Consider the following 25813-nt stretch of genomic DNA (forward strand, 5'->3'; position numbering starts at 1 on the left):
TTATTCCTCCAGCGCTTTGGCCAGCTTGCCATGCAGGCCACCAAAGCCACCGTTACTCATCACCACCACCTGAGTGCCGGGCGTGGCGTGGGCCTTGACCCCGGCAATGATCGCTTCAAGCGAGTCGCAGACTTCGGTCGGCACGCTGGACGAGGCCACGCTGGCGGCCAGATCCCAGCCCAGGTTGGCCGGCGCATACCAGTAGACGCGATCGGCCTGCACCACGGACGCCGGCAGGCCGTCGCGGTGGGCGCCGAGCTTCATCGAGTTGGAACGCGGTTCGATCACCGCGATCAGCGGCGCATCGCCGATCTGCTTGCGCAGGCCGTCCAGGGTGGTGGCGATGGCGGTCGGGTGGTGGGCGAAGTCGTCGTAGATGGTCACGCCCTTGACCTCGGCGACCTTCTCCATGCGCCGCTTGACGCTCTTGAAGCTGGACAGGCCGGCGATGCCCAGTTCCGGCACCACGCCGACATGGCGTGCCGCAGCCAGGGTGGCCAGGGCGTTGGCGACGTTGTGCTGGCCGGTCAGCGCCCACTCGACCACGCCCATCAGGGCCTCGTCGAACCACACCTCGAAGCGCGAGCCATCGGCGCTGAGCAGTTTGGCCTGCCACTGGCCGCCGTCACCGGTGGTCTGCACCGGAGTCCAGCAGCCCATCTCGATGACCCGCTGCAGGGCCTGTTCGGCCTGCGGATGGATGATCAGCCCCTCGCCCGGCACGGTGCGCACCAGGTGGTGGAACTGCCGCTCGATGGCCGCCAGATCCGGGAAGATATCCGCGTGATCGAACTCCAGGTTATTCAGGATCGCGGTGCGCGGGCGGTAGTGGACGAACTTGCTGCGCTTGTCGAAGAAAGCGCTGTCGTACTCGTCGGCCTCGACCACGAAGAACGGCGTGCCACCCAGGCGCGCCGACACGCCGAAGTTCTGCGGCACGCCGCCGATCAAAAAGCCCGGGCTCATGCCGGCATGCTCCAGCACCCAGGCCAGCATGCTGCTGGTGGTGGTCTTGCCGTGGGTACCGGCAGCGGCCAGCACCCAGCGCCCCTGCAGCACATGGTCGGCCAGCCACTGCGGGCCGGACACGTAGGGCAGGCCCTTGTTCAGCACATACTCGACGGCCGGGTTGCCGCGGCTCAGGGCGTTACCGACCACCACCAGGTCGGGTGCCGGCTGCAGGTGGGCCGGTTCATAGCCCTGCATCAGCTCGATGCCCTGGGCTTCGAGCTGGGTGCTCATGGGTGGATAGACGTTGGCATCAGAACCGGTGACGCGATGACCCAGCTCTTTCGCCAGGACCGCCAGGGAGCCCATGAAAGTGCCGCAGATGCCGAGAATATGGATATGCATGGATAACCCCAAGAACGACCGCCACCACCCTGTGAAAGCGCCGCGTCACTGACGACGGATTGCCCGATCGCAGCAGCGACTGCAGTCGAGCAGGTGACAGATACCTACGCGACAACGCTTAAGGGGGCGCTCACATGGCCGGATAAAGGCCTGGAAGAATTTGCCGCAGGTTAGCACAGCGGCTAGCGGCAGAGCGTGCGCCGCACCTACAACGGTGCGGGCACAGATCGGCTGGGCGGGAAAGCACACGGTAGGCAGTCGAATGGCCATCCGCAGGCGCTGCGGGGTCACTCACCGGCAGACAGTGAGCGCCCCGGATGCGACTCAACTGGCCCGGGCGAACTCCGGCGGAATCACGCAGAGCGAGGCCGGCAGGTGGATCAGTGTGCTGAAGCCGCGGAAATCGGCACTCTCGTCACCGGTATCGAGTTTGATCTCGATACTGCCACCTTCGGACTCAAGGAACTCGCGCACGGCATCCATACCAACGCCACGCCCCGACACTTCGGTGACTTCATCGGCGGTGGAGAAGCCGGAGGTGAAGATCAGGTTGGCAATCTCGCTGGCCGCAGGACGCGCCGCACCTGCCGGGTACAGCCCCATGTCGACGGCCTTGGCGAAAATCTTGCCTAGGGCGATGCCACGGCCATCATCGCGTACCACGAAACTGACAGCACCATCGTCTTCCACCGCATCGATACGGATACTGCCCTGCTCGGCCTTGCCCTTCTCGCGACGTTCGGCCGGCGCTTCGATGCCATGATCCACGGCATTGCGCAGCACATGCATGAAGATGTTGTTGAGCATGGCGTGCGCCGCCTTGCGCGTGTAGATATCGTGATCTTCGATCACCACGACCGGTGCCGGCTTGCCCAGCTCCTCGGCCAGCGACTGCACCGACTTGAGCACATCGGCAATCACCGTCTCCAGTGGCTCGGCATCGATGGTCGCCAGGGAGTGATAGGTGTCGCGCACGATATTGATCACACTGGCCGGCAACTCGGTATCAGACAGCGCGGCGATGCTATCCATCAGCCGGTTGATCTGCTCGCGGTCGACCTGCGCCCCCGCGATCCCCTGCTTGCCATCACGACCCAGCTTGTCCTTGAAAATACTGCTGTAGACCTTGATCGCCTGCTCGGCGAAGGCCAGCTCGCCCAGCAGTTCCTGAGGCTGCCACTGCATGTCCTCGTTCTTGCGCAGCTGGTCGTAGGTATTTTCAATCCGATGCACTGTATCGGTGATGTGCTTGAGGCCATAGGTACGGGCATTGCCCTTGACCGTATGGATGTTACGGAACAGCTCGGCCAGCTTGCCGAGATCCTTCTGTTCGGTCTGCTCGATGATGGTCCGGCACTTGTCGACGAAGGAGGCCGAGCCCTCGATGAAGTCACTGAACTTGTCGGCATCCACCGAGAGGATCTCGCCGATGATCATCAGTTCCTGCTTCTGCCCTTCAGCCTCGGCTTGCAGCGCTTTCAGCGCAGTGACGTCACGCACGGTGACCATCAGCTTGGTGATCACATCCTGATCATCAATGATCGGGTCCCAGTCCAGCTCGATCAGCTTGTTCGGCTTGTCTGGGAACTCGAGGGTCAGCTCGGTCACCAGCAGGTGCGAGTTGAACTCGTACATCATCGCGTCTTCGCCGACGATGGACGCCACCGCAGTGGAGGCGGCGTCGATAACGTCGGAACTCAGAGTCGAGCGCTTGAACATGAAGTCGACGACGTTGCGGTTGGCGATTTCCTTGGTCTCGAAGATGGTCTCCAGGTACGCCGCATACTCGGGGTGGATCAACCCACCATCGACGATGGTGAACAGCCCCTGGTGCATGTTGGAGAACATGTTGGCGATGTCTTCGTTCTTCTGTTTCAACGCCGCCGTACGCTCTTCAACCTTGCGTTCCAGGGTACGGTTATGTTCCTCGATCACCTCGACCATGCGAATGTTCTTGATGGTGGTGACCAGGGAACGCGCCACCGACGCAACGAACTCGTAGTCGCTGTCGGCGAAGGCCACCTTGTTCACTTCGCCGGAGAAGTTCATCACACCGATCAGGATGTCCTTGTCGACCAGCGGTACGCAGAGCAAAGCCTTGGCTTTCTCGCCCTCACCACCCACATAGGACTGGTCACGGCTGGTATCCGGGACGAACAGCGCCTGCTTGGAGGCAGCTGCGCGACCGATAACGCCCTCGCCCATGGTGAAGGTGATCGCCGACGGCGCGCCGTCCATCTGCTTGGGCGGCAGGAAGGCCTTGGCCTCCAGCTCGTTGTCCTTGTTGAACAGGTACACCGAGCCACGCTCGATGCCGATCTTCTCGTACATGGCATGCAGCACCAGCTCCAGCGCGGTGTCCTGATCGCGCGCCGCGGCCAGGGTGCCGCCAATGCCGTTGAGCTTGGCCAGGTCGATCATCTTCTTGCGAATGGCCAGGCGCATGGAGTTGAAGTTCTGCGTCGCCAGACCCAGCAGGATAATCAGGATCACGATGGTGCTTTTGAAGCCGAAGCTGACGCTGTCACCCAGCTCGGTTTGCAGGCGATTGAACTGGGCGTCCGCGGACACCAGCACCTCGTCCAGACCCGCCACCGACTTCGCTACGGCCGTCTTGGAAGCACTCAGCTGCTCCCGCGCAGTTTGCGCCTGGGTCAGTTGCTCGCGTTTGTAGTCGACCAGGTTGGGCTGGGTTTTGAGCCGCGCGCGCAGAGCTTCGACGCTGGTCTGGGCGGTGCCGATGATGTCGGCGTCGTCCATCGGCTGGAACAAGGGAATGGCTTTGTCGAACCAGAACATCGCCCCGTTGATGATGAATTCGAAGTCATCCTGGGCGCTATCCAGGCGCTCGAGATCCTCGCCGTTCTGAATTTCCTGGGCCGCCTTGGCCACACCCGCCATCAGGGCATCGGCCTGGTTGGCGAAGCCCTGGGCCAGGGTCAGGTCCTTTTCCAGCGCCTTGCTCGGGGCACGGAAGTTGACGATTTCCAGGAAGGCGAAGCCGACGTCGTCGGAGCGCTCCATCACTACGCCGACTTCGTCCTCGACCTGCTGCTTGGCGATCAGCACGGCCAGTTTGGCGTCGAACATCTTGCGTACGGCGATGGTGTAGGTGTCGTAGTTACTCTTGATGTCGGCAACCAGGGCGGCGCGCTGCGGATCGGCCTGGGCCAGCGCTTCAAGGGTCTTGAAGCCCTCGGCGAACTCTGCGGCGCCTTTTTCGAAGTCGTCGCGATAGGGGCGGATGTCATCCTCGCTCAGGGCGTTGAACCCCAGCGCACTGAGGTTGGCCAGCTTCAACAGGCGAATCTGCACCTTGTTGACCTCGCTGACCACCGGGACGGCCGTTTCGTGAACGCGCTCGTTGGAGCTGCTGATGTCGCTAAGAGTCCACAGGGACATGGCGCCAGAGATGGTCAACAACAGCAGGATGACGGCGAACCCAAGGGCTACCTTTTGATTGAAACTGAGCTTGAGCGTTGGCATGCAATCACCATAGTGGACTCTTTATTTTTATATTCCCGCGATGAAACTAGGCATCCCCATCGGCAGCCTATGGCCGACTCACCAGCCGCAACAACGTAGCGCTACGCCTTTAACCGGCCACCAGCTTCTGGATGGCGCCCAATGCATTGGCGCCGTTGAACGGCTTGACGATCCAACCCTTGACGCCCGCCGCCTTGCCGCGGTTTTTCATGTTGGGGTCGTTCTCGGTGGTCAGCATGATGATGTTGACGGTCTGGTTGCCCAGCTCGCTGCGCACTTTCTCGGCCATGGTCAGGCCGTCCATGTTCGGCATGTTGACGTCCGAGATGACCAGTTTGATGGCTCGATCGGCCTTGAGTTTGACCAGCCCATCCTTGCCGTCGACGGCGGTTTCCACCGTGAAATTATTGGATTTGAGGAACGCTGCGACTTCGTTACGGATCGCGGCGCTGTCATCTACTACGAGTATTTGTGCCATTGAATTCAGCCTTATCTTTTCTATGCAGCCCAAACTGCTATTAACCATCTTTTCGGCAGTACGGTCGTTGACTCAAAACAATTCGAGGCAACCACTTTCAACCAAATCTTCCACTTTGTTTTCGTCGGCCTGCAGGTACTCCTCGGGCGACCAGCGAATATTGAAAATGAATTTCTGGAACAGGGTGACCGGCGGCAACTGGCCATGCACGTCACGCAGTGTGTACTTGAAGCACAGCTGCGAGCGATCCGTGCCAAAGGAGATGTATTCCTTGTACTGGTTGACCGTGATCGGCACGCTGATCCGCGTGCTGTCGTCCACGGTCGGCGGGTGCAGCGCCAGCAAACGGGTTCTCAAGCCACCCCAGGCCAGGTTGGTGATTTCGCTGAGCATACCCATGACATCACGGAAATCCACCGCCCGGCCATCGATGGCGGTACGGCCCGCCTTGATCAGTTCGATCATCGGCTGTTCTTCACTCTGCACCATCATGTAGCCGCTGAACCAGGGCGACTCCACCGGCAGCAGGCTGAGGATATCGCCGTAGGTGAGCTTGTCCTTGACCAGGTAAGGCAGCTCGTTGCTCACCTCGATATCACGAAAAAGCGCCGTCAGGGAGCTATGGGTCACTTCTTCAATGCGCCGAATCAGCGAGATGGGGTACTCGGTGTCGGCCAGGTACTGGTCGAGCAACAGCTTGAGGGTTTCCGGGCGTTCGATATCGTAGGCACCAGCAATCCCGGCTCGTTGCTCGGGAGCCAGATCATCCAGGTCGGCACGGCCATCACGACGAATGAAAATCGGCAATTCCCGGCGCAGCTGATGAACACGTCGGGCCAGCTCGAAGCCGTTGCTTATCCCCTCGGCGCTGTCGGTGCAGCCTTCGGAAATCAGCACCGCCCCCAGATCGATATTGGCTTGCAGCATCTTCATGGCCGAATGGTTGGCCTGCTTGAGGCCGATCAGGCCATGTTCGCTGCAAAAAGCCTTCAACTGACCCTGGGCGACGGCAGCATCCTCGAAGATCAACACCTTGCTGACGAGCTGTTTCTCAAAACCGATCATACGAGCGCGACCCTCTGCAATAGAAAACGGGGCTTTTAAAAGAGTTCCAGCTCTCCTGAGCTGTCGGCGGCGCTATCCATCTCGCTGGCATAATCCTGATACGGCAGCAGGGTAAAATCGCCTTCGTCGCGGGCAATGACCAGCGCGCTGGCAGCGAATAGCGAGGAGGCGCCGCTAGCTGACTGAGCGCGCACATGCACACAGTGCGCAAGCTTGATGTGGTCGAAATTGAGGCTGGCGCTCTCCAGGAAGTTCGGCGTGGACATCCCCAGCGGCGGGCAGCTGCCCTGCAAGTGACGCTTGAACGTACCGCAGAAGCTGTTGCTCATTTCCATCAGGTAGTCGGTGTACACCGACTCCTCGAGGTCTTCGAGCTTGGTGGCGGTCGCCTCTGCCACGAAGGTGCGATTGGCCGCATCCATGGAATGATGCAGCAGGCACATGATCTTGAACTTGAACGAGGAAATGGTCAGGACTATGCAGTGCTCATGGCGCAGCTCATCCAGCGTCTCGACCTTGCTGGTGACCCAGGGCACGGAGGGCGCGCAGGCCTTCAGGGTTTGCTCCAACGCCACCTGCAGCAACTTGTACAGCGTCGCATCGAGCTCGTAATTGGCTGTGCGCATGGCTTAGTTGGCACCTTCCAGGGTCTGCCCGAGGCTGCTGATCCGGCTCTGCACGCCATGAATGGCGGTGACGATCATATTGCCGCCGGCCTGCACATCCTGAAACGCCAGGGTGGCGATCAGGGCGTTCTTGTTCAGGTTGGTGCGGTAGTCTTCGTTAAGCGTTTCGGCGCTGGTCGAGAGCTTGCGCACCTCGTCGGCAACCACCGCAAAGCCACGCCCGGACTCACCCGCGCGTGCCGCCTCGATAGCCGCATTGAGCGACAGAATGGCGATCTGGCCGACGATGCCCTTAAAGTCGCCGATCTGTTTCTGCATGATCTTGTTGTGCACCATGATGCCGTTCATGCCTTCATGCCAGCGATCGATGGTCGCGGTGATATCCAGCAACTCCTGCACCGCGGTTTCAATTTGCACCATCTTGCCGGCCATCTCTTGCAGGATGACCTGGCGCGCGCCCCGCATCTGACCGATTTCCTGCTCCAGCGCCTGGCGGGTGTGCTCGGACTCCTGCTGCAGGGCATAGAGCTCCTGCTGGGCCTGCTGCTGGCTCTGCGCCAGGGTTTGCCGGAGTGCATCGAGTTCTTCGCGGCTCTGCTGCTGATGCTGCTCGAGCACCTCAGGCAGCAGCATGTTGCGGCGTTGCGCTTCGCTGTCGGCCAGGGCCTGCTGCAAGGTTTCCAGCGCCCGCGCATGCTTGGCCCGCAGCAACCAGAAGCCGACGCCAGCGACCAGCAATAGCAAAACCAGGGTGATCACACCGAACGGGGAACTCTCCCCCGTGACGCTGGAGCCGGTAACGGCAAGGGTGCCAACCATGTTGTTCAATGGCTGGAGGCAGAAGCAGGGAGCGCTGAGCGACAACGACATAGATGATCTCGACAAATGCATTCAGTCACGTTCGGCGCAAGAAACCGCCGACCACCCCAGCCTGACATCGCCCCTGTACCACCTGTGTCCTGCACCCTGAACACTTGTTCAACGCGCTTGTCGCAACGGGGTCTGGCTGGCACCTCTACCGTTAGATATCTGCTCTTGGCAGACAAACTTGAACGGTGACATGTCGTGACGCCAAAACTGGCGCCAAAAATCTTTTATCCGAGCCTATCCCTTGGCACAGGCAAAAGCCATGAGCAAAATGGCAATCTGCCAGCATTTCTACTCGATTATTCGATCACTCCGCCACTCACAACCATGCCCGCGAGGGGCCGCTCGTCGGCTTATGCCGGCTAAGACAGCCCCAGCTGTTCGCAGGCATGGGCGGCTGCGGGACAGAGTATGGCAAGGGATGCCGAGATGTGCAGCGGCACGGGAGTCTGCCCACACGCATCTCCAGAGCTTAGATCCGAGCGCAGCGCTCGGCGGTATCCAGGAGCAAGGCGGGGCCATGGCCCTTTTTCACCTACGCTCCCTGTGCAGGCCTGACAAACGCTTGCCACGACGACCTCTTCAACGGAGACCTAGCAAGCCTCAGCTAGAGCACCGCGCGCCCACCGTTTGCTGTACCTGAGGCGCAGTGTTGATCGTCGCCTGCACTGCGCAGTCAACCTCAAGGACGAGAGCGAGCGGCCCAGCCTGGAAAGTGCTGCAAACAGCGCCCGCCGACCTTCTGCGGGGCAAGCCGAGTTAAATCAAACGTTTGCTTGGATTGCGCTTTCCAGTTGCATTAGGCAGGATCAAGTCTGACCACTGGCACAGCATCTGCATTGCCAGCCACGCCACTCCACAAAAGCCGAGGCCCGCTATGCGCATCGTCCAAGCCACCCTGGAGCACCTGGACCTGCTGACCCCGTTGTTCATCAAGTACCGTGAGTTCTATGGCGAGCTGCCGCTGCCGGACTCGTCGCGCAAGTTCCTGGAGAACCGTCTCACCCGCAAGGAGTCGGTGATCTACCTGGCCCTGGCCGACGACGAGGACAGGGCGCTTGGCTACTGCCAGCTGTTCCCCAGCTTCTCCTCGCTGTCGCTCAAGCGCGTGTGGATCCTCAACGACATCTTCGTCGCCGAGGACGCCCGCCGCATGCTGGTCGCCGACCGCCTGCTGCAGACAGCCAAGCAGATGGCCAAGAGCACCAACGCCGTGCGCATGCGTGTCGCCTCCAGCGTCAACTTCGATACTGCGCACAAGACCTACCAGTCGATCGGTTTTCGCGAAGACACCGAGTTCAAGAACTTCGTCCTGCCCCTCGACGAAGACTGAGCCGCACAGCCCCCAGCGCAAGGCTGGGGGCCGCTTCACTCAGCGCCGGCGCCACAAGCGCCGCCAGCGTCCCAGCCAGCCCGTTGCACGCCGCGCGCCGGCAGCCTGCTCGAACAACTGCTGCAGGTTGAACTGCAACTCCGACAACGCCTCGTAACGCCGCCCTGCCTGGGGCGCCAGCGCGCGGGCGAGCACACCATCCCAGCCCTGCGGCACCGTCTCGAGCAGGCGCGCCAGCGGCACATAGCGACTGCCGCCATTGACCGCCGCGCGTGCCGCTTCCGGCCATTGCCCACAGAGCAGCCAGTACGCCAGCGCCGCCACGGCGAACTGGTCGGCCCGCCCATCCACTGCCTGCGCAGCGCGCATTTCCGGCGCCAGGGGCAAGGCCTCGGCCGGCAGCAGCTGGCGCGGCACACCTGGAAGGATCGCCGCCAGCTCCGGTAATAGCAGCAAGCGACCCTGCTCGTTGAGCAGAATCTGCCGCGGGCTCAACCACAAGCCCTGCATGCCGCGGCGTTGCAACGCGCGCACGGCATCGATCAGTTGCCCGAGCAGGGGCAGCAGCGTGGCCGCATCCAGATTGCCGCGTGCGCTCCGCCACTCGCTCAGGCTGCACATGTCCGGGGCCGGCGGCTCCAACAACAGATAGGAAAAGCGGCGCGGCTGGCGGGGCGACACGACCTGAGGCAATGCCGCCAGGCTGCTGCGGCGCAACACCCACTCGCGCTGCCAGAAGGCCTCATCGGCCTCAGTCGCCGCCAACCACAACAGCGCCTCACGGCCATCCTCTGCGCACGCCTGGAACACTCGCCCGGCGGGCCCATAGGGACATTCGGCCCGCAGCAGCCAGCCATCCAGACGCATGCCGACCCGCGCCTGGGCCACGCACGGCAGCGGCTGCCAGTCCCCATGCGACATCGCTGCGGGCAGGGCTTCCGGCAGCAACAATACCGCCGCACCCGGCGCCTGCAGCAGCGGTGACAGCGCCGCGCTTACGGCGTTGCCCGGCAAGTCTGTACAAGCGGAGCGGAACGCCTGCAGATCCGCCACCTCGAACAGCTGCTGCGGCCCCAGGAGCAAGGCCGTGCCCGCTTCACTCGGCAAGTGATGCTGCACCAGCGCCAGTTCGGCCTGCACCCCGAGATACTGTTCCGCACGCCCGACCAAGCTCTGCAAGACGCCTTGCTGATAACGCAACAGCCCGATATTGCCGGCCTGCAGGAAGTGCACCTCGCCCGCCTGCACCAGCAATAGTCCGGCACTCAGCTCGGCGGGCGACGCATGCGCCTGGCGCTGACGAAACAGGCGCAGGTTGAGCGCGGACAGCACCTGGCGGGCAGCCTGGGTATCACTCCAGCCCTGCGGAGTGCAAAGGAAGTCGGCGAACAGCGCGTCGAGCTGCTCCTCGAGAACCTGCACCACATCCGCGCACTGGCGAGCCCAGAGCAGTGCAACCAGCAACAGCGGCGCATCGCCCTGGCGAGTGCTGATCCAGGCCGCCCGGCAGCGCGCGGCCTGACCGGGCAGGTCGATGCCCTGGCCCAGCGCCAGGCCAGCGATTGGCTGTTCTATCCACTGCAACGACATCGCGCCGCTCCACCGCCAGGCTGATCCTGTTGCTTTGCAGCCTTTGTGCCGAGCGCCGACTTGCAGCTGTCGTGCAGGCTGCATAAGGTGGTCGCCCCCAGCTCGCGAAGCCTTATCCATGTGGTCATTTCGTGCCTGGCGCCAGCGCCGCATCCTCGCGCGAGCGCCCTACACCACCCAGCACTGGCAGCAGGTACGCCAGCGCCTGGCCTTGCTCGACGGGCTCAGCGAAGCCGAGGAGCAGCGCCTGTTCCGTCGCGCCGTACTGTTCCTCCACCACAAGCACCTCAGCGCCCTGCCCGGCGTCGAGCTGAGCCTGGTGGATCGCCTGACCCTCGCCGCCCTGGCCGAACTGCCGCTGCTGCACCTGGCTGACCTCGACTGGTATCAGGGTTTCCACGAGATCGTGCTGTACCCGGATGACTTCGTCAGCCCGCAGCGCCACCGCGACGCCAGCGGCGTGGAGCATGAATGGGATGCCGAACACAGCGGCGAGGCCTGGCACCGCGGCCCGGTGATCCTCGCCTGGCCCGGCGTGCAGGCCAGCGGCGGTTGGGACGGCTACAACCTGGTGATCCACGAGCTGGCGCACAAGCTGGACATGCTCAACGGCGACGCCAACGGCCTGCCACCGCTGCACCGCAGCATGCGCGTTGACGCCTGGGCGGCCGCCATGCAGGCCGCCTACGAGCAGATGAACGCCATTCTCGATGCCGATCCGCACGCGCCAACCGCCATCGACCCCTATGCCGCGGAAAATCCGGCGGAGTTCTTCGCCGTCACCAGCGAATACTTCTTCAGCGCCCCGGATCTGCTGGCCGAGGCCTTCCCAGCGGTCTACGCGCAACTCCAGGCCTTCTACCGTCAGGACCCGCTGACCCGCCTGCAGCAGCTGCAGACCGGCCACCCGGACTATCGGGAAAACCAATCCCCGACCAAAGGCTGAGCAACTGGGCGTAGTAACGCCGGGAGAATCTGCCTATAATCCCGCCACTTTTTTGGCCCAACCCTGGGGTGTCCACCATGAGCTACAGCAAAGTCCCGGCCGGCAAAGACGTGCCGAACGACATCTACGTCGCCATCGAGATTCCGGCCAACCACGCGCCGATCAAATACGAAATCGATCACGACACCGACTGCCTGTTCGTCGATCGCTTCATGGCCACCCCGATGTTCTACCCGGCCAACTACGGTTTCATCCCGCACACCCTGGCCGACGACGGCGACCCGCTCGACGTGCTGGTCGTGACCCCGTATCCGGTCGCCCCGGGCTCGGTCATCCGCTGCCGTCCGGTTGGCGTGCTGAACATGACCGACGAAGCCGGCGGCGACGCCAAGCTGATCGCCGTACCGCACGACAAGCTGAGCGTCATCTACAAAGACGTACAGGAATACACCGACCTGCCGCCGCTGCTGATCGAGCAGATCAAGCACTTCTTCGAGAACTACAAGGATCTCGAGAAAGGCAAATGGGTCAAGGTCGAAGGCTGGGGCAACGCTGACGAAGCCCGTGCTGCAATTCTGAAGGCGGTTGCGGCTTACCAAAAATAAGCCAATACCACCCCCTGAAGGCCGGCCACAAGCCGGCCTTTTTATTGCCCGAAGAAATCCAAAAACATCTGCAAACCCAGAAAATACAGGCCTCAAGACCTACTATCCACCCCAAGACAGCCTAAGCGCATCCGTAAAATCCACCACCAAACTGTGGGATTCAATGAGTGCGAGCGCAGTAAGGACGTAGCCAAGCAGCGCTATTCGGGGGCCCGGAAAAATGAGCTGCCGGCCAACGCTCGCGAACTGCTGCAACACCAGTATGCGGGGCGCGGCGCAATCACGAGCAGATCAAGGCACTGCGCAACAGTACTGATCACGGCATCCGGGAAATGGTCATCCGTCGGTTTTGGGGAACATTTCATCGCAAGCACAACACCAACATCCTGTGACCTAGCGTGCTGCCTTGGATGCGATTGTCGCCCTAACCACTACTGCCTGCGACTTATCCCCCCACCTAGTCATACGGTTGTCGATGACGCTGTTTAGACCTTTGTCTGCTCGGCCATCTTCATTGCCTTATCAGCCTCAATATTTGGGTCGCTGATGACGGATCCACCCTGAATTCAAAAAGGGAGATACCGAAATGACAACGTACATTCCCCAGCAAAATATCCTGTTGTCGGCCCTGTCCAAGGACGCTCAAGGGCGCCTGTTCCAACACCTGGAATGCGTAGAGCTGCCCTTGGGAGAAGTCATCTATGAGTCGGGTGATGCGGTACACCATGTCTACTTCCCGACCGACGCCATCATCTCGATGCTCTATATGACGGAGAGTGGTGCTTCGACTGAAATCTCGGTAGTCGGTAACGAAGGAGTGATCGGCATCGAATTGTGCATGAGCGGCGAAAGCATGCCCGGCCAGGCGGTTGTACAAAGCGGTGGCTATGCCTATCGCTTACCTGGGCCGCGCTTCAAGGAAGAGTTCAATCGCCACGGTGAGCTGCTGAAGTTGATAATGCGGTACACCCAAGCGCTGATCACCCAGACGTCGCAAACGGCGGTGTGCAATCGCCACCACTCGATCGGGCAACAGTTGTGCCGGTGGCTCTTGCTGTCACTCGACCGGGTGCCCAGCAACCAGCTGAACATGACCCAGGAGCTGATCGCCAACAACCTGGGTGTACGTCGCGAAGGGATCACTGAAGCTGCCCGCAAGCTGCAACGACAGGGTGTCATCGAATACTGCCGCGGGCATATCTGCGTGTTAGATCGGCCCAAACTCGAACAGCTGAGCTGCGAGTGCTATGCCGTGGTCAAGAAGGAAACGGATCGACTACTGCCCTAAACTGATCGCCCTTACTGATGCAGGTGTCGAGTGACTGCTTTCGGCTGTGGATTCAACCCGGCTGGCGTTTTTCTCGGAGCCCCGTCGACACACTGCAACCGAAGCGGTCCGAGAGCCATCGAAAAAGCCCCCGTAACCTCCTGCTCGAAAGCTGCGCCGGCCGCTTTGTTCTTTTCCAGCTGAGCGCTGAGCACCACGTAGATCGGCTGCACTCCAGGGCGCCTCCGCACAGTGTTGACAGCGCCGGAGCGATGCTTCGCAGACCGCCGCCCAAGTAACCACAGACAAACGAAAACGGCCTGCATCTGGGCAGGCCGTTTCCGCAAAAAATAACGGGATGGATAACCCCGTTGGTGCGCCAACCGGGTAGGTCGGCGCGGGTGGCGGCAAGCCGCCAGAAGGGAAATCACTCGACGCCGGGCGGGTAAGCCCCCTGGGCAGGTGCGCCAAGTGTGGCGGGCGACCAGCCGGGCTGGTCGCACATCCGTTCAGATACCTTCAGCAAGCACCTGAAAACGGCGGTCAGCCGCTTGTAGCAACGCAGCGAGCAGAACCCTGTCCGCTGCGGCAAATCCGTTACAGCATGCATCGGCAACCTTTCGACCCACTTTCCGTGACGTCATCCGGCTGCTTGCCGGGCAACGGCAACGGTGGATAAGCAGAGCGTTATCCACCCTACACGGCAGTCACGTCCGAGTAGGGTGGAAAACTGCGGAGCATTTTCCACCGCCATCAGCCAACGACTTAGCCGATGGTCATCAGGCTGGCGTTACCGCCGGCCGCCGCAGTGTTCACGCTCAAGGCATGCTCGATCAGCAGGCGCTCCAGCGGGATATCCGTTTCGCCCTTGTTCAGGCCGTGCACGCCGATGATCGCGCCCTTGCGCTGGGCCGCCTGTTGGCTAACCTCGCGCAGCTGGTCGGAATCACCGTGATGCAGGATGGCGTCGAACTCGGCGTCCACGCTGGTCCAGTCGGCCACCAAACCGATGCGTTTCTGCACCTCTTTCGGCAGGCTGGCGAACAGCTCGCGCTGGCTTTCCAGCCACAGTGCGCGGCTGCCCACGGCCAGGGTCGCGGCCAGTTGCGCGAGCAGGTCGCCGCGCTCCTCGGCCAGGCCCAGCACGCGCTCACGCGGCAGCAGGCTGTAGGTGTTGCGCTCGCCGGTCGGGCCATTCAGCACGTGGCAGGTGTAGCTCTGCGCCAGCCCGGCGTACTGGGCGCACAGTGCGGCCAATGCCTGGTCGTGCTTGCCGGCCCACTCGTTCAGCGCGTGCAGGGCTTTCTCCTGCTCGGCCGGACGTGGCAGCGGCTGCACATTGTCGCCCTTGAGTTGCTCGGCCACCGCGTCCTGCGGCCGGGTCGACAGCAGGCGATAGAGGTACAGCGGGCCGCCGGCTTTCGGGCCAGTGCCGGACAGGCCTTCGCCGCCGAACGGCTGCACGCCGACCACGGCACCAACGATGTTGCGGTTCACGTACAGGTTGCCGACGTGGGCGTTGTCCACCACCTGGGCGATGGTCTCGTCGATGCGCGTATGCACGCCGAGGGTCAGGCCGTAGCCGCTGTCGTTGATCTGCTGCAGCAGGTTGCCGAGGTCACTGCGCTGGTAGCGCACCAGGTGCAGTACCGGGCCGAAGATCTCGCGCTGCATCTCGGCGAAGCTGTCCAGCTCGATCAGGGTCGGCATGACGAAGGTGCCGCGCTTGATCTCGTCGCCGCTGGCGCGGGCACTCTGGAACACCTTGCGGCCCTTCTCGCGCATCTTCTCGATGTGCTGCTCGATATTGCCCTTGGCTTCGCCATCGATCACCGGACCGATGTCGGTGCGCAGGCGCTCCGGCGAGCCCATGCGGTATTCGGCCATGGCGCCCTTGAGCATCTCGATCACGCGGTCGGCCACATCTTCCTGCACGCACAGCACGCGCAGGGCCGAGCAGCGCTGGCCGGCGCTGTCGAAGGCGGAGTTGACCACGTCGACCACCACCTGTTCGGCCAGTGCCGAAGAGTCGACGATCATCGCGTTGAGGCCACCGGTCTCGGCGATCAGCGGGATGGTGCGGCCCTGGGCGTCGAGGCGCCCGGCGATATTGCGCTGGAGGATGCCGGCGACCTCGGTGGAGCCGGTGAACATCACCCCACGCACGCGCTCGTCACCCACCAGGCGCGCACCGACGGTCTCGCCACGGCCCGGCAGCAGCTGCACGGCACCGGCCGGCACGCCGGCTTCGAGAAGAATGCGCACGGCCTGGGCGGCGATCAGCGGGGTCTGCTCGGCCGGCTTGGCCAGCACGGTGTTGCCGGCAGCCAGGGCCGCGGCTACCTGACCGCTGAAGATCGCCAGCGGGAAGTTCCACGGGCTGATGCACACCACCGGCCCCAGCGGGCGGTAGTTGTCGTTGCTGAAATGCTCCCGCGCCTGCGCCGCGTAGTAGCGCAGGAAGTCCACCGCCTCGCGCACTTCGGCGATGGCGTTGGCGAAGGTCTTGCCCGACTCGCGCACCAGCAGACCCATCAGTTGCTGGATTTCCGCCTCCATCTGGTCGGCGGCACGATCCAGTACGGCGGCACGCTCGGCCGGCAGGGTCGACTGCCAGATCTGCCCGCTGGCCTGAGCGCAGAGGATCGCGCTCTTCACATCGGCTTCGCTGGCTTCATGCACATGGCCGACCAGGTCGCGGTGATCGGCCGGGTTGCGCACCGGCTCGGCCGGGCCGGGGTTGGGCGCATCGCCGCCAAGCATCGGCTGGGCCACATAAGTGGTGTTGGTGGAGGACAGCAGCGCCGAGGACAACGAACCCAGACGGTGCTCGTTGGCCAGGTCGATGCCGCTGGAGTTGGCGCGGGCGCTGCCATACAGATCACGCGGCAGCGGGATGCGCGGGTGTGGCAGGCCGACGGCGCCTTCCTGGGCGGCCATCTGCTCGACCTGCTCGACCGGGTCGAGCACCAGTTCCTTCAGCGAGATGCTGTGGTCGGCGATGCGGTTGACGAACGAGGTGTTGGCGCCGTTTTCCAGCAGGCGACGGACCAGGTAGGCGAGCAGCGTTTCATGACTGCCTACGGGTGCGTAGATGCGGCACGGACGGTTGAACTTGCCGTCGGCGACCTTGCCCACCACTTGCTCGTACAGCGGCTCGCCCATGCCATGCAGGCACTGGAACTCGTACTGGCCGGGGTAGTAGTTCTGCCCGGCGATCTGGTAGATGGCCGACAGCGAGTGGGCGTTGTGGGTGGCGAATTGCGGGTAGATGGCTTCCGGCACGGCCAGCAGCTTGCGCGCACAGGCGATGTAGGAAATATCGGTATACGGCTTGCGGGTGTACACCGGGTAGCCTTCCAGGCCGTTGACCTGGGCCAGCTTGATTTCGCTGTCCCAGTAGGCGCCTTTCACCAGGCGGATCATCAGGCGGTGACGGCTGCGCTTGGCCAGGTCGATGACGTAGTCGATCACATACGGGCAGCGCTTCTGGTAGGCCTGGATGACGAAGCCGATACCGTTCCAGCCGGCCAGCTCCGGGGCGAAGCACAGGCGCTCGAGCAGATCGAGGGAGATTTCCAGGCGGTCGGCTTCTTCGGCGTCGATATTCAGGCCGATGTCGTACTGCTTGGCCAGCTTGGTCAGGCCCAGCAGGATCGGGTACAGCTCGTCCATCACGCGGTCGTACTGGGCGCGGCTGTAGCGCGGATGCAGGGCCGAGAGTTTGATCGAGATGCCCGGACCTTCGTAGATGCCACGGCCGTGGGAGGCCTTGCCGATGGCGTGGATAGCCTGCTCGTAGGAAGCCAGGTAACGCTTGGCGTCTGCCTCGGTCAGCGCGGCTTCGCCGAGCATGTCGTAGGAGTAGCGGAAGCCTTTGCTTTCCATGCTGTTGGCGTTGGCCAGGGCCTCGCCGATGGTTTCGCCGGTGACGAACTGCTCGCCCATCAAGCGCATGGCCATGTCCACGCCCTTGCGGATCACCGGCTCGCCGCTCTTGCCGATCAGGCGATTGAGCGAGGACGACAGGCCAGCTTCGTTATGGGTGGCGACCAGCTTGCCGGTGATCAGCAGACCCCAGCTCGCCGCGTTGACGAACATCGACGCGCTCTGGCCGAGATGCTGGCTCCAGTTGCCGTTGGCGATCTTGTCGCGGATCAGCGCGTCACGGGTGGCCTTGTCCGGAATGCGCAGCAGCGCTTCGGCCAGGCACATCAGCGCCACACCTTCCTGGGACGACAGCGAGAACTCCTGCAGCAGGCCCTGCACCAGGCCCTGACGGCCGCTGGCGGTCTTCTGGTTGCGCAGCTTCTCGGCGATGCCGAGGGCCATCTTCTGGGTCGCGTCGGCCTGCTCTTTCGGCAGTCGCGCCTGCTCCAGCAGCATCGGCAGCGCCTCGGTTTCCGGGCGGCGATAGGCGGAGGTGATGGCGGCGCGCAGCACCGACTGCGGCAGGATGCTTTCGGCGAAATCGAGGAAAACCTGCAGGCCCTGCTCGCTCAGCGCGTCGACAGACTCTTCACCGGCCGCAGCGGCCAGGCCGGAATGCTCGGCCGGGGTCAGACCACCTTCGACCTGCTCCAGATAGTTGAAGATCGCCTGCTTGATCAGCCAGTGCGGGGTGCGGTCGAGGGATTGGGCAGCTTGCTTGAGACGCTCGCGGGTGGCGTCGTCGAGTTTTACGCCAAGGGTAGTGGTGGCCATTGGTTTTCCTATCTGGGGTAGTGCGCTGCTGGCGCGTGGCGAAAGAGTAACCCCCAAACAAACAAAGGTGCAACCTTGTGCAACCGCACTTTAGACTAATTGGTCACAACGCCCACCAAACAACCAGAGCCCTCTGGAATAAAGACCTGCAGGAGTGCAACCCAGCACCCCGCACCTGCCATATGACAGGCGAACCGTGCCACGAGCCGGTTGCACCCACCTGCAACTGGTAGCGCACTGCTCCGGGGAATTCACCGGCCAATGGGTTGCGCCCACCTGTATGGCATAGCCCCGCGACGGGTATTGGGCAAGTAGCCCCGACCGGCGTCGGCAGGCGCACCGCAGGCAGTGCAGGGATTCAGTCAAGGGATGGATCGAGCGCCCTCAGCGCCGCGCAGGGTGCGCCCTACGCAGGAGCCATCAGCGGCGGCCAGAAAAGCCGCAAGCCGCGACTTAGGCCGTGGCGCCGTGCAACTCGTGCAGCGGCGTTACTGTCACCTGCACCTCCGGGTCGTGGCTGCCGCCGCCGAGAATCACTCCGCGCAGCGGTGAAACATCGGCGAAATCGCGGCCCCAGCCGAGGGTGATGTGTTCCAGCGCCGGCAGCAGGTTGTTGGTCGGATCGAAGTCCACCCAGCCGTGGCGCGGGCAGTACACCGAAACCCAGGCGTGCGAGGCGTCGGCGCCGATCAGCCGCGGCTGACCGGGCGGCGGCTGGGTCAGCAGGTAGCCACTGACATAGCGCGCGGCCAGACCGTGCGAGCGCAGGCAGGCCAGCATCAGGTGGGCGAAGTCCTGGCACACGCCGCGGCGCTCTTCCAGCACCTGCAGCAACGGTGTCGCCACCTGGGTAGCTTCGCCGTCGAAGGTGAATTCGTCGAAGATCTTCTGCATCAGCGCGCGCACCGCCAGCAGCAGTGGCCGCCCCGGCGGGAAGCAGTCGGCGGCGAAGGCGACGAAGGCCTGTTTGAGGTGCACATAGGGTGACTGGAAGCGGTAGCGCATGGCCTCCAGCCGCTCACCAGGCAAGGCCTGGCCGGAGTAGCCGAGCGCCGCGCAGGCCGCTTCCCAGGCCGGCGAGTCCTCCAGATCCAGCGCTGCGCGGGCCTGCACCTCGACGCGCAGGCAGGCGATCACCCGCAGCTCGGCGTGCGGGTGCTCGAAGGCCAGACGGGTCAGCGGGTTGCCGAACACATCGAGGCCATCCAGACGCCGCGTCGGGTACGGAGTAATGGTCAGGTGGCGCTCCAGGCAACGTTGCCAGGGGCAGTCGCGCGGCCACAGGTGCGCCAGTTGCTGGGCCAGGGACACCGGCGCCGAATAGCGGTAATGGGTGTCGTGGAGAATCTGGTAGTGGGCGCTGCTCGGGCTCATGACGACTGGGTCCCGCGGCTGGCATCGACATGCACGAAGAAGCGCAGGCCGAGCTGATCGGAAACCTGTCCGGCCGCACCGACTATCTGCAGCAGCAGATCGGCCAGACCGCCGAGCACGGCACGCACCCCGGACTGGCCGAACAGCGGATTCTCCAGGCTGGCCAGGTTGAAGCCGGCCAGCTTCTGCTCCAGCTCGACCAGGCGACTGTCGGCACTGAAGCCGAAACTGTGCTGCAGGCGCTCCAGCGAGCGCAGCAGGGTGCGCAGCTGGAACAACACGGCATGCGGATTCTGCTCGTCGAGCAGGAGCAGGTCGAGCACCGGGATCAGCTGCGCCGAGGCCAGGTAGCGGGTGCGGTAGGTGATGCTGCTGTTGCCCAGCTCCAGCAGCCACTCCAGCGCGGACTGGTCATGCACGGCCAGGCTGCGGAGGAACTCGGCGATGCTCTCGGCGAGGAACTGCAGGCGCTCGATGCAGCGACCGAGCATGAGGAAGCGCCAGCCGTCGTCGCGGGTCATGTCGTCGAGGGCGAAGCCGGACAGCGCTGCCAGCGACATCAGCAGGCGATTGAGGAATTCCAGCAGCTCGCCGAAATCGGCCTGCTGCGCTTCCAGGGCCTGGGCCTCGCGCTGCAGCTCGATCAGCGCCTGCCAGTTCTCCCGTGACAGCTTGCCGCGCACGCTGCCCGCCGCCCACTGCAGGCGCTGCAGGTTGGCGCGCAGGCTGGCCGGCCAGTCGGCGCCGAGCACGGCTTGCAGCAGACGCTCCTCCAGCGAGCCCTCTGCAGCACCGGGCAGCAGACCCAGGCTTTCACCCAGGGCCAGGGCGGTCTGCAGGGCCTGCGGGTCGTCGTCATCGTCGACGTAGCGCGCCAGCATGATCCGCAGCAGGCGCGCGCCATCTTCGCAGCGCGAGCTGTAGCGGCCGAACCAGAACAGGTTTTCCACCACCCTTGAGGGCAGGTAGGGGTCGCTGCGCACCAGGTCGGCCACGCCGAGCGGCCGTAGCCACTGCCAGGGCTCGCCACCGGCGTGGCGTTCGCCGAGCACCCAGGTGTCCTTGCTCGCCCCGCCACGCTGCATCGACACCACTTCGGCGTCGGCCTCGGCCGCCACCCGAGTCAGGCCGCCGGGCAGCACCCGATAGCCGTCGGCGCTGGCCACGGCGAATACGCGCATGCCGATCGCTCGCGGCGCCAGCGTGCCCTCCTCACCTTGCCAGACCGGCGCCTGCGACAGCTGCGCCAGGGCCTGGGCCACGTAGGCATAGGGCCGCGCCTTGAGACGTTCGGCCAGGGCGGCGCGCTGCTCGCTATCCAGATCGCGACCGAACAGCGGGGCGAAACTCTGCGAGGGGAAGCTGGGGCGCACCAGCAATTCGTCGAGCTTTTCCAGGGCCTCGTCCAGCACCGGCGGTTCGCCGCACCACCAACTGGCGATGGACGGCAGCAGCAGTTCCTCGCCGAGCAGCTTCGCGCTGATCGCCGGCAGGAAGCCGGGCAAACCGGGCGACTCCAGCACGCCGCTGCCGAGGGCATTGGCCACCAGCACATTGCCCTGGCGCACCGCCTCGAGCAGGCCGGGCACGCCGAGGGCGGAGTCGGTGCGCAGCTCCAGCGGGTCGCAGAAGTCGTCGTCCAGGCGGCGCAGCACGGCATGCACGCGGCGCAGGCCGGCCAGGGTCTTGAGGTAGACACAGGCATCGCGCACGGTCAGGTCGCTGCCTTCGACCAGCGGATAGCCGAGCTGACGGGCCAGATAGAGGTGCTCGAAATAGCTTTCGTTGAAGCGCCCCGGGGTCAGCAGCACCACCAGCGGCGTTTCACCACCGTCCACCGGCGCCTGGCGCGCCAGGGTGTCCTGCAGGGTGCGGAAGAAGCCGGCCAGGTACTGCACGCGCAGGTCGCGGTACAGCTCGGGAAAGGCGCGCGAGATGATCTGCCGGTTCTCCAGGGCATAGCCGGCACCGGAAGGCGCCTGGGTACGGTCGGCGGTGACCCACCAGCGGCCATCCGGCGCCCGCGCCAGGTCCACCGCATAAAGATGCAGAAAGGTGCCGCCAGGCGGCTGGATACCCTGGCACGGCCAGAGGAAGTTGTCGTGGCCGAACACCAGCTCAGCCGGCAGCAGGCCGTCGCTGAGCAGTTGCTGCGGGCCATACAGATCGGCCAGCACGGCATTCAGCAGAGTCGCACGCTGAGCCACGCCGGCGGCGATGGTCTGCCATTCCTCGGCGGGGATCACATTGGGCAGCAGGTCCAGCTCCCAGGGGCGGTCGGCGCCATCCGGGTCGGCATAGACGTTGTAGGTCACGCCGTTTTCCTGGATCTGCCGGGTCAGCAGGGCCTGGCGCTGCTGCAGCTGCGCCGGGCTGCTGCGCTGCAGCTGCTCGAACAGCCGCCGCCAGTGCGGGCGGAGGCCGCCCTTGGCGTCGAGCAGTTCATGGTAGGCCGCATCGTTGAGCGGGTAGTCGGCAAGCAGGTCAGGCATGGCAGGCTCTATCAGGCACGGGACTCCCCTCTCCCATTCATGGGAGAGGGGCCGGGGGAGAGGGCAACAGTCGGCACCGCTCTCCAACCCTCGGCTTTGGCTTCCTGCGTCGCTCTAGCTCCTGCATCCATGCAGTCGTCTCACGCTTGCGGGCGAGGGGGTTAAACGCGGCGCAAGTCCAGGGTCATCGGCAGTTCATTATTGTTGATCGGCAGCGCAGTCGTCAGCTCACCCGGAGTGTGGCCGTGGCGGAAGAAGCGCGCCAGGCGCCGACTCTCGGCCTCGTAGGCGTTGACCGGTAAGCTGGCATAGTTGCGCCCGCCCGGATGGGCGACATGGTACTGGCAACCGCCCAGCGAGCGCTGCATCCAGGTATCGACCAGGTCGAACACCAGCGGCGCATGCACGCCAATGGTCGGCTGCAGGCAGTTCGGTGGCTGCCAGGCACGGTAGCGCACACCGCCGACGAACTCGCCAACCTTGCCGGTGGCGCGCAGCGGCACCGGCACGCCGTTGCAGGTCAGCACGTAGCGATCCGGCGCCAGGCCGTCTAGGCGCACCTGCAGGCGCTCCAGCGAGGAATCCACGTAACGCACGGTGCCGCCCGGCGCACCCTCCTCGCCCAGCACATGCCAGGGCTCCAGGGCCTGACGCAGTTCCAGGTCGATGCCCTTGACCTGGTAGTCGCCGACCTTGGGGAAACGGAACTCGAAGTGCGGGGCGAACCATTCGGCGCGCGCGGGATAGCCAAAGGCATTCAGCTCGTGCAGCACGTCGTGGAAGTCCTGCTCGACGAAGTGCGGCAGGAGGAAGCGGTCGTGCAGCTCGGTACCCCAGCGCGCCAGCTTGGCCGGGCGGTAAGGCTCGTCCCAGAAACGCGCGACCAGGCCGCGCAGCAGCACCTGCTGAGCCAGGCTCATGCGTGCATGGGGCGGCATCTCGAAGGCGCGCAGTTCGAGCAGGCCGAGGCGGCCGCTGGCGGTATCCGGCGAGTACAGCTTGTCGATGCAGAACTCGGCGCGGTGGGTGTTGCCGGTGACATCCACCAGCAGATTGCGCAGCAGGCGATCGACCAGCCAGGGCGGGCAGTCCTGACCCGGCTCGGGCATCTGCGCAAAGGCAATCTCCAGCTCGTAGAGGGCATCGTTGCGCGCCTCGTCGACGCGCGGCGCCTGCGAGGTCGGGCCGACAAACAGGCCGCTGAACAGGTAGGACAGCGACGGGTGGTTGTGCCAGTAGCTGATCAGGCTGCGCAGCAGGTCCGGGCGACGCAGGAACGGCGAGTCGCCCGGCGTGGCGCCACCGAGGACAAAGTGGTTGCCGCCGCCGGTGCCGGTGTGGCGGCCGTCGACCATGAACTTCTCACTGGTCAGGCGGGTCTGCCGCGCCGCCTCGTAGAGAAACTCGGTGCGCTCGACCAGCTCATCCCAACTGGCCGCCGGATGGATGTTGACCTCGATCACACCGGGGTCCGGGGTGACGCGGAAATAGCTCAGGCGCGGATCGCTGGGCGGCTCGTAGCCCTCCATCACCACCGGGCAACGCAGCTCGGCGGCCGTGGCCTCGATGGCGGCGACCAGCTCCAGGTAATGCTCCAGCTCAGCCAGCGGCGGCATGAACAGGTACAGCCGGCCATCGCGCGGTTCGGCGCAGAGGGCGGTACGCACCACTTCACGCGCCGACTCGAACGGCTCGGGCGCCCGCTGCTCCTGGATTTTCTGCCGGCTATTGGGGTACAGCGGCTGATGCAGGGTCTGCTGGATCTGCTGGCGCTTGGGCAGCGGGGCGAACGTCTGGTTGGGGTCCTGCGGCTGCACGTAGGGGTAGTCGAACTCGCTGACCCAGGGTTGCGAGTCCAGCGGCAGGCGGTAACCCAGCGGCGAGTCGCCGGGAATCAGCCGGCAGTATTCATCGCGCAGGAACCAGGGACCGCTGTGCCAGTGCGCGCCGTCCTCGCTGCGTGCCAGCGGCAGGATATGCCCGACCACCTCGCCCACGCCGCGGTTGAACACCTTGCGCAGACGCTCACGCTCCAGCGGGTCGGCCAGGCGCGGGTCGTCCGGGGTGACGTTGGCCGGCAGCCGGCGCTCCCGCCACAGGTAATAGAGCCAGTCCTCGTAGGCCGGGAAGACGTGCTCGGCGCACAACCCCAGATGGCCGGCGAGAGTATTCAGGAAGCGCCCGGCCAGGCGCGCGTCCGCACCGTAGTAACGGCTTTCGTCGGCGTACAGCGCCGCATCCTGCCAGATCGGTTCGCCGTCCTTGCGCCAGAAGCAGTTCAGCGACCAGCGCGGCAACTGCTCGCCGGGGTACCACTTGCCCTGGCCGAAGTGCATCAGCGCCTGCGGTGCGTAATGTTCACGCAGACGATGGAACAGCTCGCCCGCCAGGCGCCGCTTGTTCGGCCCCATGGCGGCGGTGTTCCACTCTTCATCATCGGGGCAATCGAGGGCGACGAAGGTCGGCTCGCCGCCCATGGTCAGGCGCACGTCATTGCGCTCAAGGTCGGCATCGATCTGCTGGCCGAGGTCGACGATCGCCTGCCACTGCTCCTCGCTGTAGGGCTTGGTTACCCGTGGCGCCTCCCAGACCCGCTCGATGCGCATCTCGTGCTCGAACTCGCACTCACAGTCGTCCACCGCCCCGGTGATCGGCGCCGCCGAGGACGGCTCGGGGCTGCAGGCCAGGGGAATGTGGCCTTCGCCGGCGAACAATCCACTGGTCGGGTCGAGGCCGATCCAGCCGGCGCCGGGCAGGTACACCTCGCACCAGGCGTGCAGATCGGTGAAATCCACTTCGGTGCCGCTGGGGCCGTCGAGGGCCTTCACATCGGCGGTGAGCTGGATCAGGTAACCGGAGACGAAGCGCGCGGCCAGGCCCAGGTGACGGAACAACTGCACCAGCAGCCAGGCCGAATCGCGGCAGGAGCCGGAGGCCTTCTCCAGGGTTTCCTCGGGGGTCTGCACGCCCGGTTCCAAGCGGATCAGGTAGCCGATGTCGGCCGACAGCTTCTGGTTCAGCGCCACCAGAAAGTCGACGCTGGCGGTCGGCTTGCGCTCGACGCCGGCCAGGTAGTCGGCGAACAGCGCGCCCGCCGGCAGCTTGACCAGATAGGGCGCCAGCTCGCGACGCTCTCCGGCGGTGTAGCTAAAGGGAATCTGCTCGGCGTAGGGCTCGAGGAAGAAGTCGAAGGGATTGAACACCGCCATCTCGGCGACCAGGTCGACGGCGATCTTCAGTTCGTCGGTCTTTTCCGGAAACACCAGACGCGCCAGGTAGTTGCCCTGGGGGTCCTGCTGCCAATTGATGAAGTGCTCGCCCGGTTCGACTTTCAGGGCATAGGAGAGGATGCGCGTGCGACTGTGCGGCGCCGGGCGCAGACGGACGATCTGCGGGCCGAGGTTGACCAGGCGGTCGTAGCGGTAATGAGTGACATGGTGCAGTGCGACATGAATCGACACGGCGGGCCTCCTGCGAGCCTGGGCGATACCTGGGCTGCGCAAGAGTTATGCCAGCGGCTTGAGTGCGGTTTCCGGGGGCTGCCGGCAGGCGGCAGCACCAGAACGGGGCGGCGAGTGCACGACGGGCGCTGCGCTGCACGGAAAAGGCGCCAGGGTCGAGGGAGAG

At 64.2% G+C, this 25813-nt stretch carries 15 protein-coding genes; 4 read left to right on the forward strand and 11 right to left on the reverse strand.

Going from position 1 to position 25813, the window contains the following annotated elements; translation table 11 throughout:
• The 6 genes from mpl to HNE05_RS17410 form a co-directional block, all read right to left on the reverse strand.
• Positions 1–1353, reverse strand: a complete 1353-nt coding sequence (gene mpl, locus HNE05_RS17385; RefSeq protein WP_173209666.1) for a UDP-N-acetylmuramate:L-alanyl-gamma-D-glutamyl-meso-diaminopimelate ligase — start codon at positions 1351–1353, stop codon at positions 1–3.
• A 324-nt stretch (positions 1354–1677) separates the two neighbouring features.
• Positions 1678–4839 carry a GAF domain-containing protein gene (locus HNE05_RS17390; protein WP_173209668.1) on the reverse strand — a complete coding sequence of 1054 codons (3162 nt, stop codon included), beginning with the start codon at positions 4837–4839 and terminating at the stop codon, positions 1678–1680.
• A gap of 109 nt (positions 4840–4948) precedes the next feature.
• The gene (locus HNE05_RS17395; RefSeq protein ID WP_173209670.1) at positions 4949–5317 is read right to left on the reverse strand and encodes a response regulator; all 369 of its coding nucleotides are present in this window, start codon (positions 5315–5317) and stop codon (positions 4949–4951) included.
• 72 nt (positions 5318–5389) lie between these two features.
• The gene (locus tag HNE05_RS17400) at positions 5390–6382 is read right to left on the reverse strand and encodes a chemotaxis protein CheX (RefSeq protein WP_173209672.1); all 993 of its coding nucleotides are present in this window, start codon (positions 6380–6382) and stop codon (positions 5390–5392) included.
• 35 nt (positions 6383–6417) lie between these two features.
• Positions 6418–7008, reverse strand: a complete 591-nt coding sequence (locus HNE05_RS17405) for a hypothetical protein (protein WP_173209674.1) — start codon at positions 7006–7008, stop codon at positions 6418–6420.
• 3 nt (positions 7009–7011) lie between these two features.
• Positions 7012–7827 carry a methyl-accepting chemotaxis protein gene (locus HNE05_RS17410; protein ID WP_219637206.1) on the reverse strand — a complete coding sequence of 272 codons (816 nt, stop codon included), beginning with the start codon at positions 7825–7827 and terminating at the stop codon, positions 7012–7014.
• Positions 7828–8752: 925 nt separating this feature from the next.
• Here HNE05_RS17410 and HNE05_RS17415 point away from each other — a divergent pair.
• On the forward strand, positions 8753–9208 hold the full coding sequence (locus tag HNE05_RS17415; protein WP_173209678.1) for a GNAT family N-acetyltransferase: 456 nt from the start codon (positions 8753–8755) through the stop codon (positions 9206–9208).
• 39 nt (positions 9209–9247) lie between these two features.
• Here HNE05_RS17415 and HNE05_RS17420 read toward each other — a convergent pair whose 3' ends face one another.
• A complete protein-coding gene (locus tag HNE05_RS17420; protein WP_180889166.1) occupies positions 9248–10798 on the reverse strand; it encodes a serine/threonine-protein kinase in 1551 nt (516 codons plus the stop codon).
• 118 nt (positions 10799–10916) lie between these two features.
• Between HNE05_RS17420 and HNE05_RS17425 the strand changes: the two genes are divergently transcribed.
• From HNE05_RS17425 to HNE05_RS17435, 3 genes are all read left to right on the forward strand, one after another.
• The gene (locus HNE05_RS17425; protein WP_173209683.1) at positions 10917–11744 is read left to right on the forward strand and encodes a M90 family metallopeptidase; all 828 of its coding nucleotides are present in this window, start codon (positions 10917–10919) and stop codon (positions 11742–11744) included.
• 77 nt (positions 11745–11821) lie between these two features.
• On the forward strand, positions 11822–12349 hold the full coding sequence (ppa, locus tag HNE05_RS17430; protein ID WP_173209685.1) for an inorganic diphosphatase: 528 nt from the start codon (positions 11822–11824) through the stop codon (positions 12347–12349).
• A 586-nt stretch (positions 12350–12935) separates the two neighbouring features.
• Positions 12936–13637 carry a Crp/Fnr family transcriptional regulator gene (locus tag HNE05_RS17435; RefSeq protein ID WP_173209687.1) on the forward strand — a complete coding sequence of 234 codons (702 nt, stop codon included), beginning with the start codon at positions 12936–12938 and terminating at the stop codon, positions 13635–13637.
• Between the two features lie 744 nt (positions 13638–14381).
• Here the strand turns inward: HNE05_RS17435 and putA are convergent.
• From putA to HNE05_RS17455, 4 genes are all read right to left on the reverse strand, one after another.
• Positions 14382–18320 carry a trifunctional transcriptional regulator/proline dehydrogenase/L-glutamate gamma-semialdehyde dehydrogenase gene (gene putA, locus HNE05_RS17440; RefSeq protein ID WP_173209689.1) on the reverse strand — a complete coding sequence of 1313 codons (3939 nt, stop codon included), beginning with the start codon at positions 18318–18320 and terminating at the stop codon, positions 14382–14384.
• Between the two features lie 453 nt (positions 18321–18773).
• The gene (locus tag HNE05_RS17445; protein ID WP_173209691.1) at positions 18774–19694 is read right to left on the reverse strand and encodes a transglutaminase family protein; all 921 of its coding nucleotides are present in this window, start codon (positions 19692–19694) and stop codon (positions 18774–18776) included.
• Positions 19691–22186 carry a circularly permuted type 2 ATP-grasp protein gene (locus HNE05_RS17450; protein ID WP_173209693.1) on the reverse strand — a complete coding sequence of 832 codons (2496 nt, stop codon included), beginning with the start codon at positions 22184–22186 and terminating at the stop codon, positions 19691–19693. The genes HNE05_RS17445 and HNE05_RS17450 overlap by 4 nt, the downstream gene beginning before the upstream one ends.
• A 161-nt stretch (positions 22187–22347) precedes the next feature.
• Entirely contained in the window at positions 22348–25647 is a 3300-nt protein-coding gene (locus HNE05_RS17455; protein ID WP_173209694.1) for a transglutaminase family protein, read from the reverse strand.
• Positions 25648–25813: the final 166 nt, after the last annotated feature.

Origin of the sequence: Pseudomonas campi, assembly GCF_013200955.2 — a bacterium.
Classification (GTDB): domain Bacteria; phylum Pseudomonadota; class Gammaproteobacteria; order Pseudomonadales; family Pseudomonadaceae; genus Aquipseudomonas; species Aquipseudomonas campi.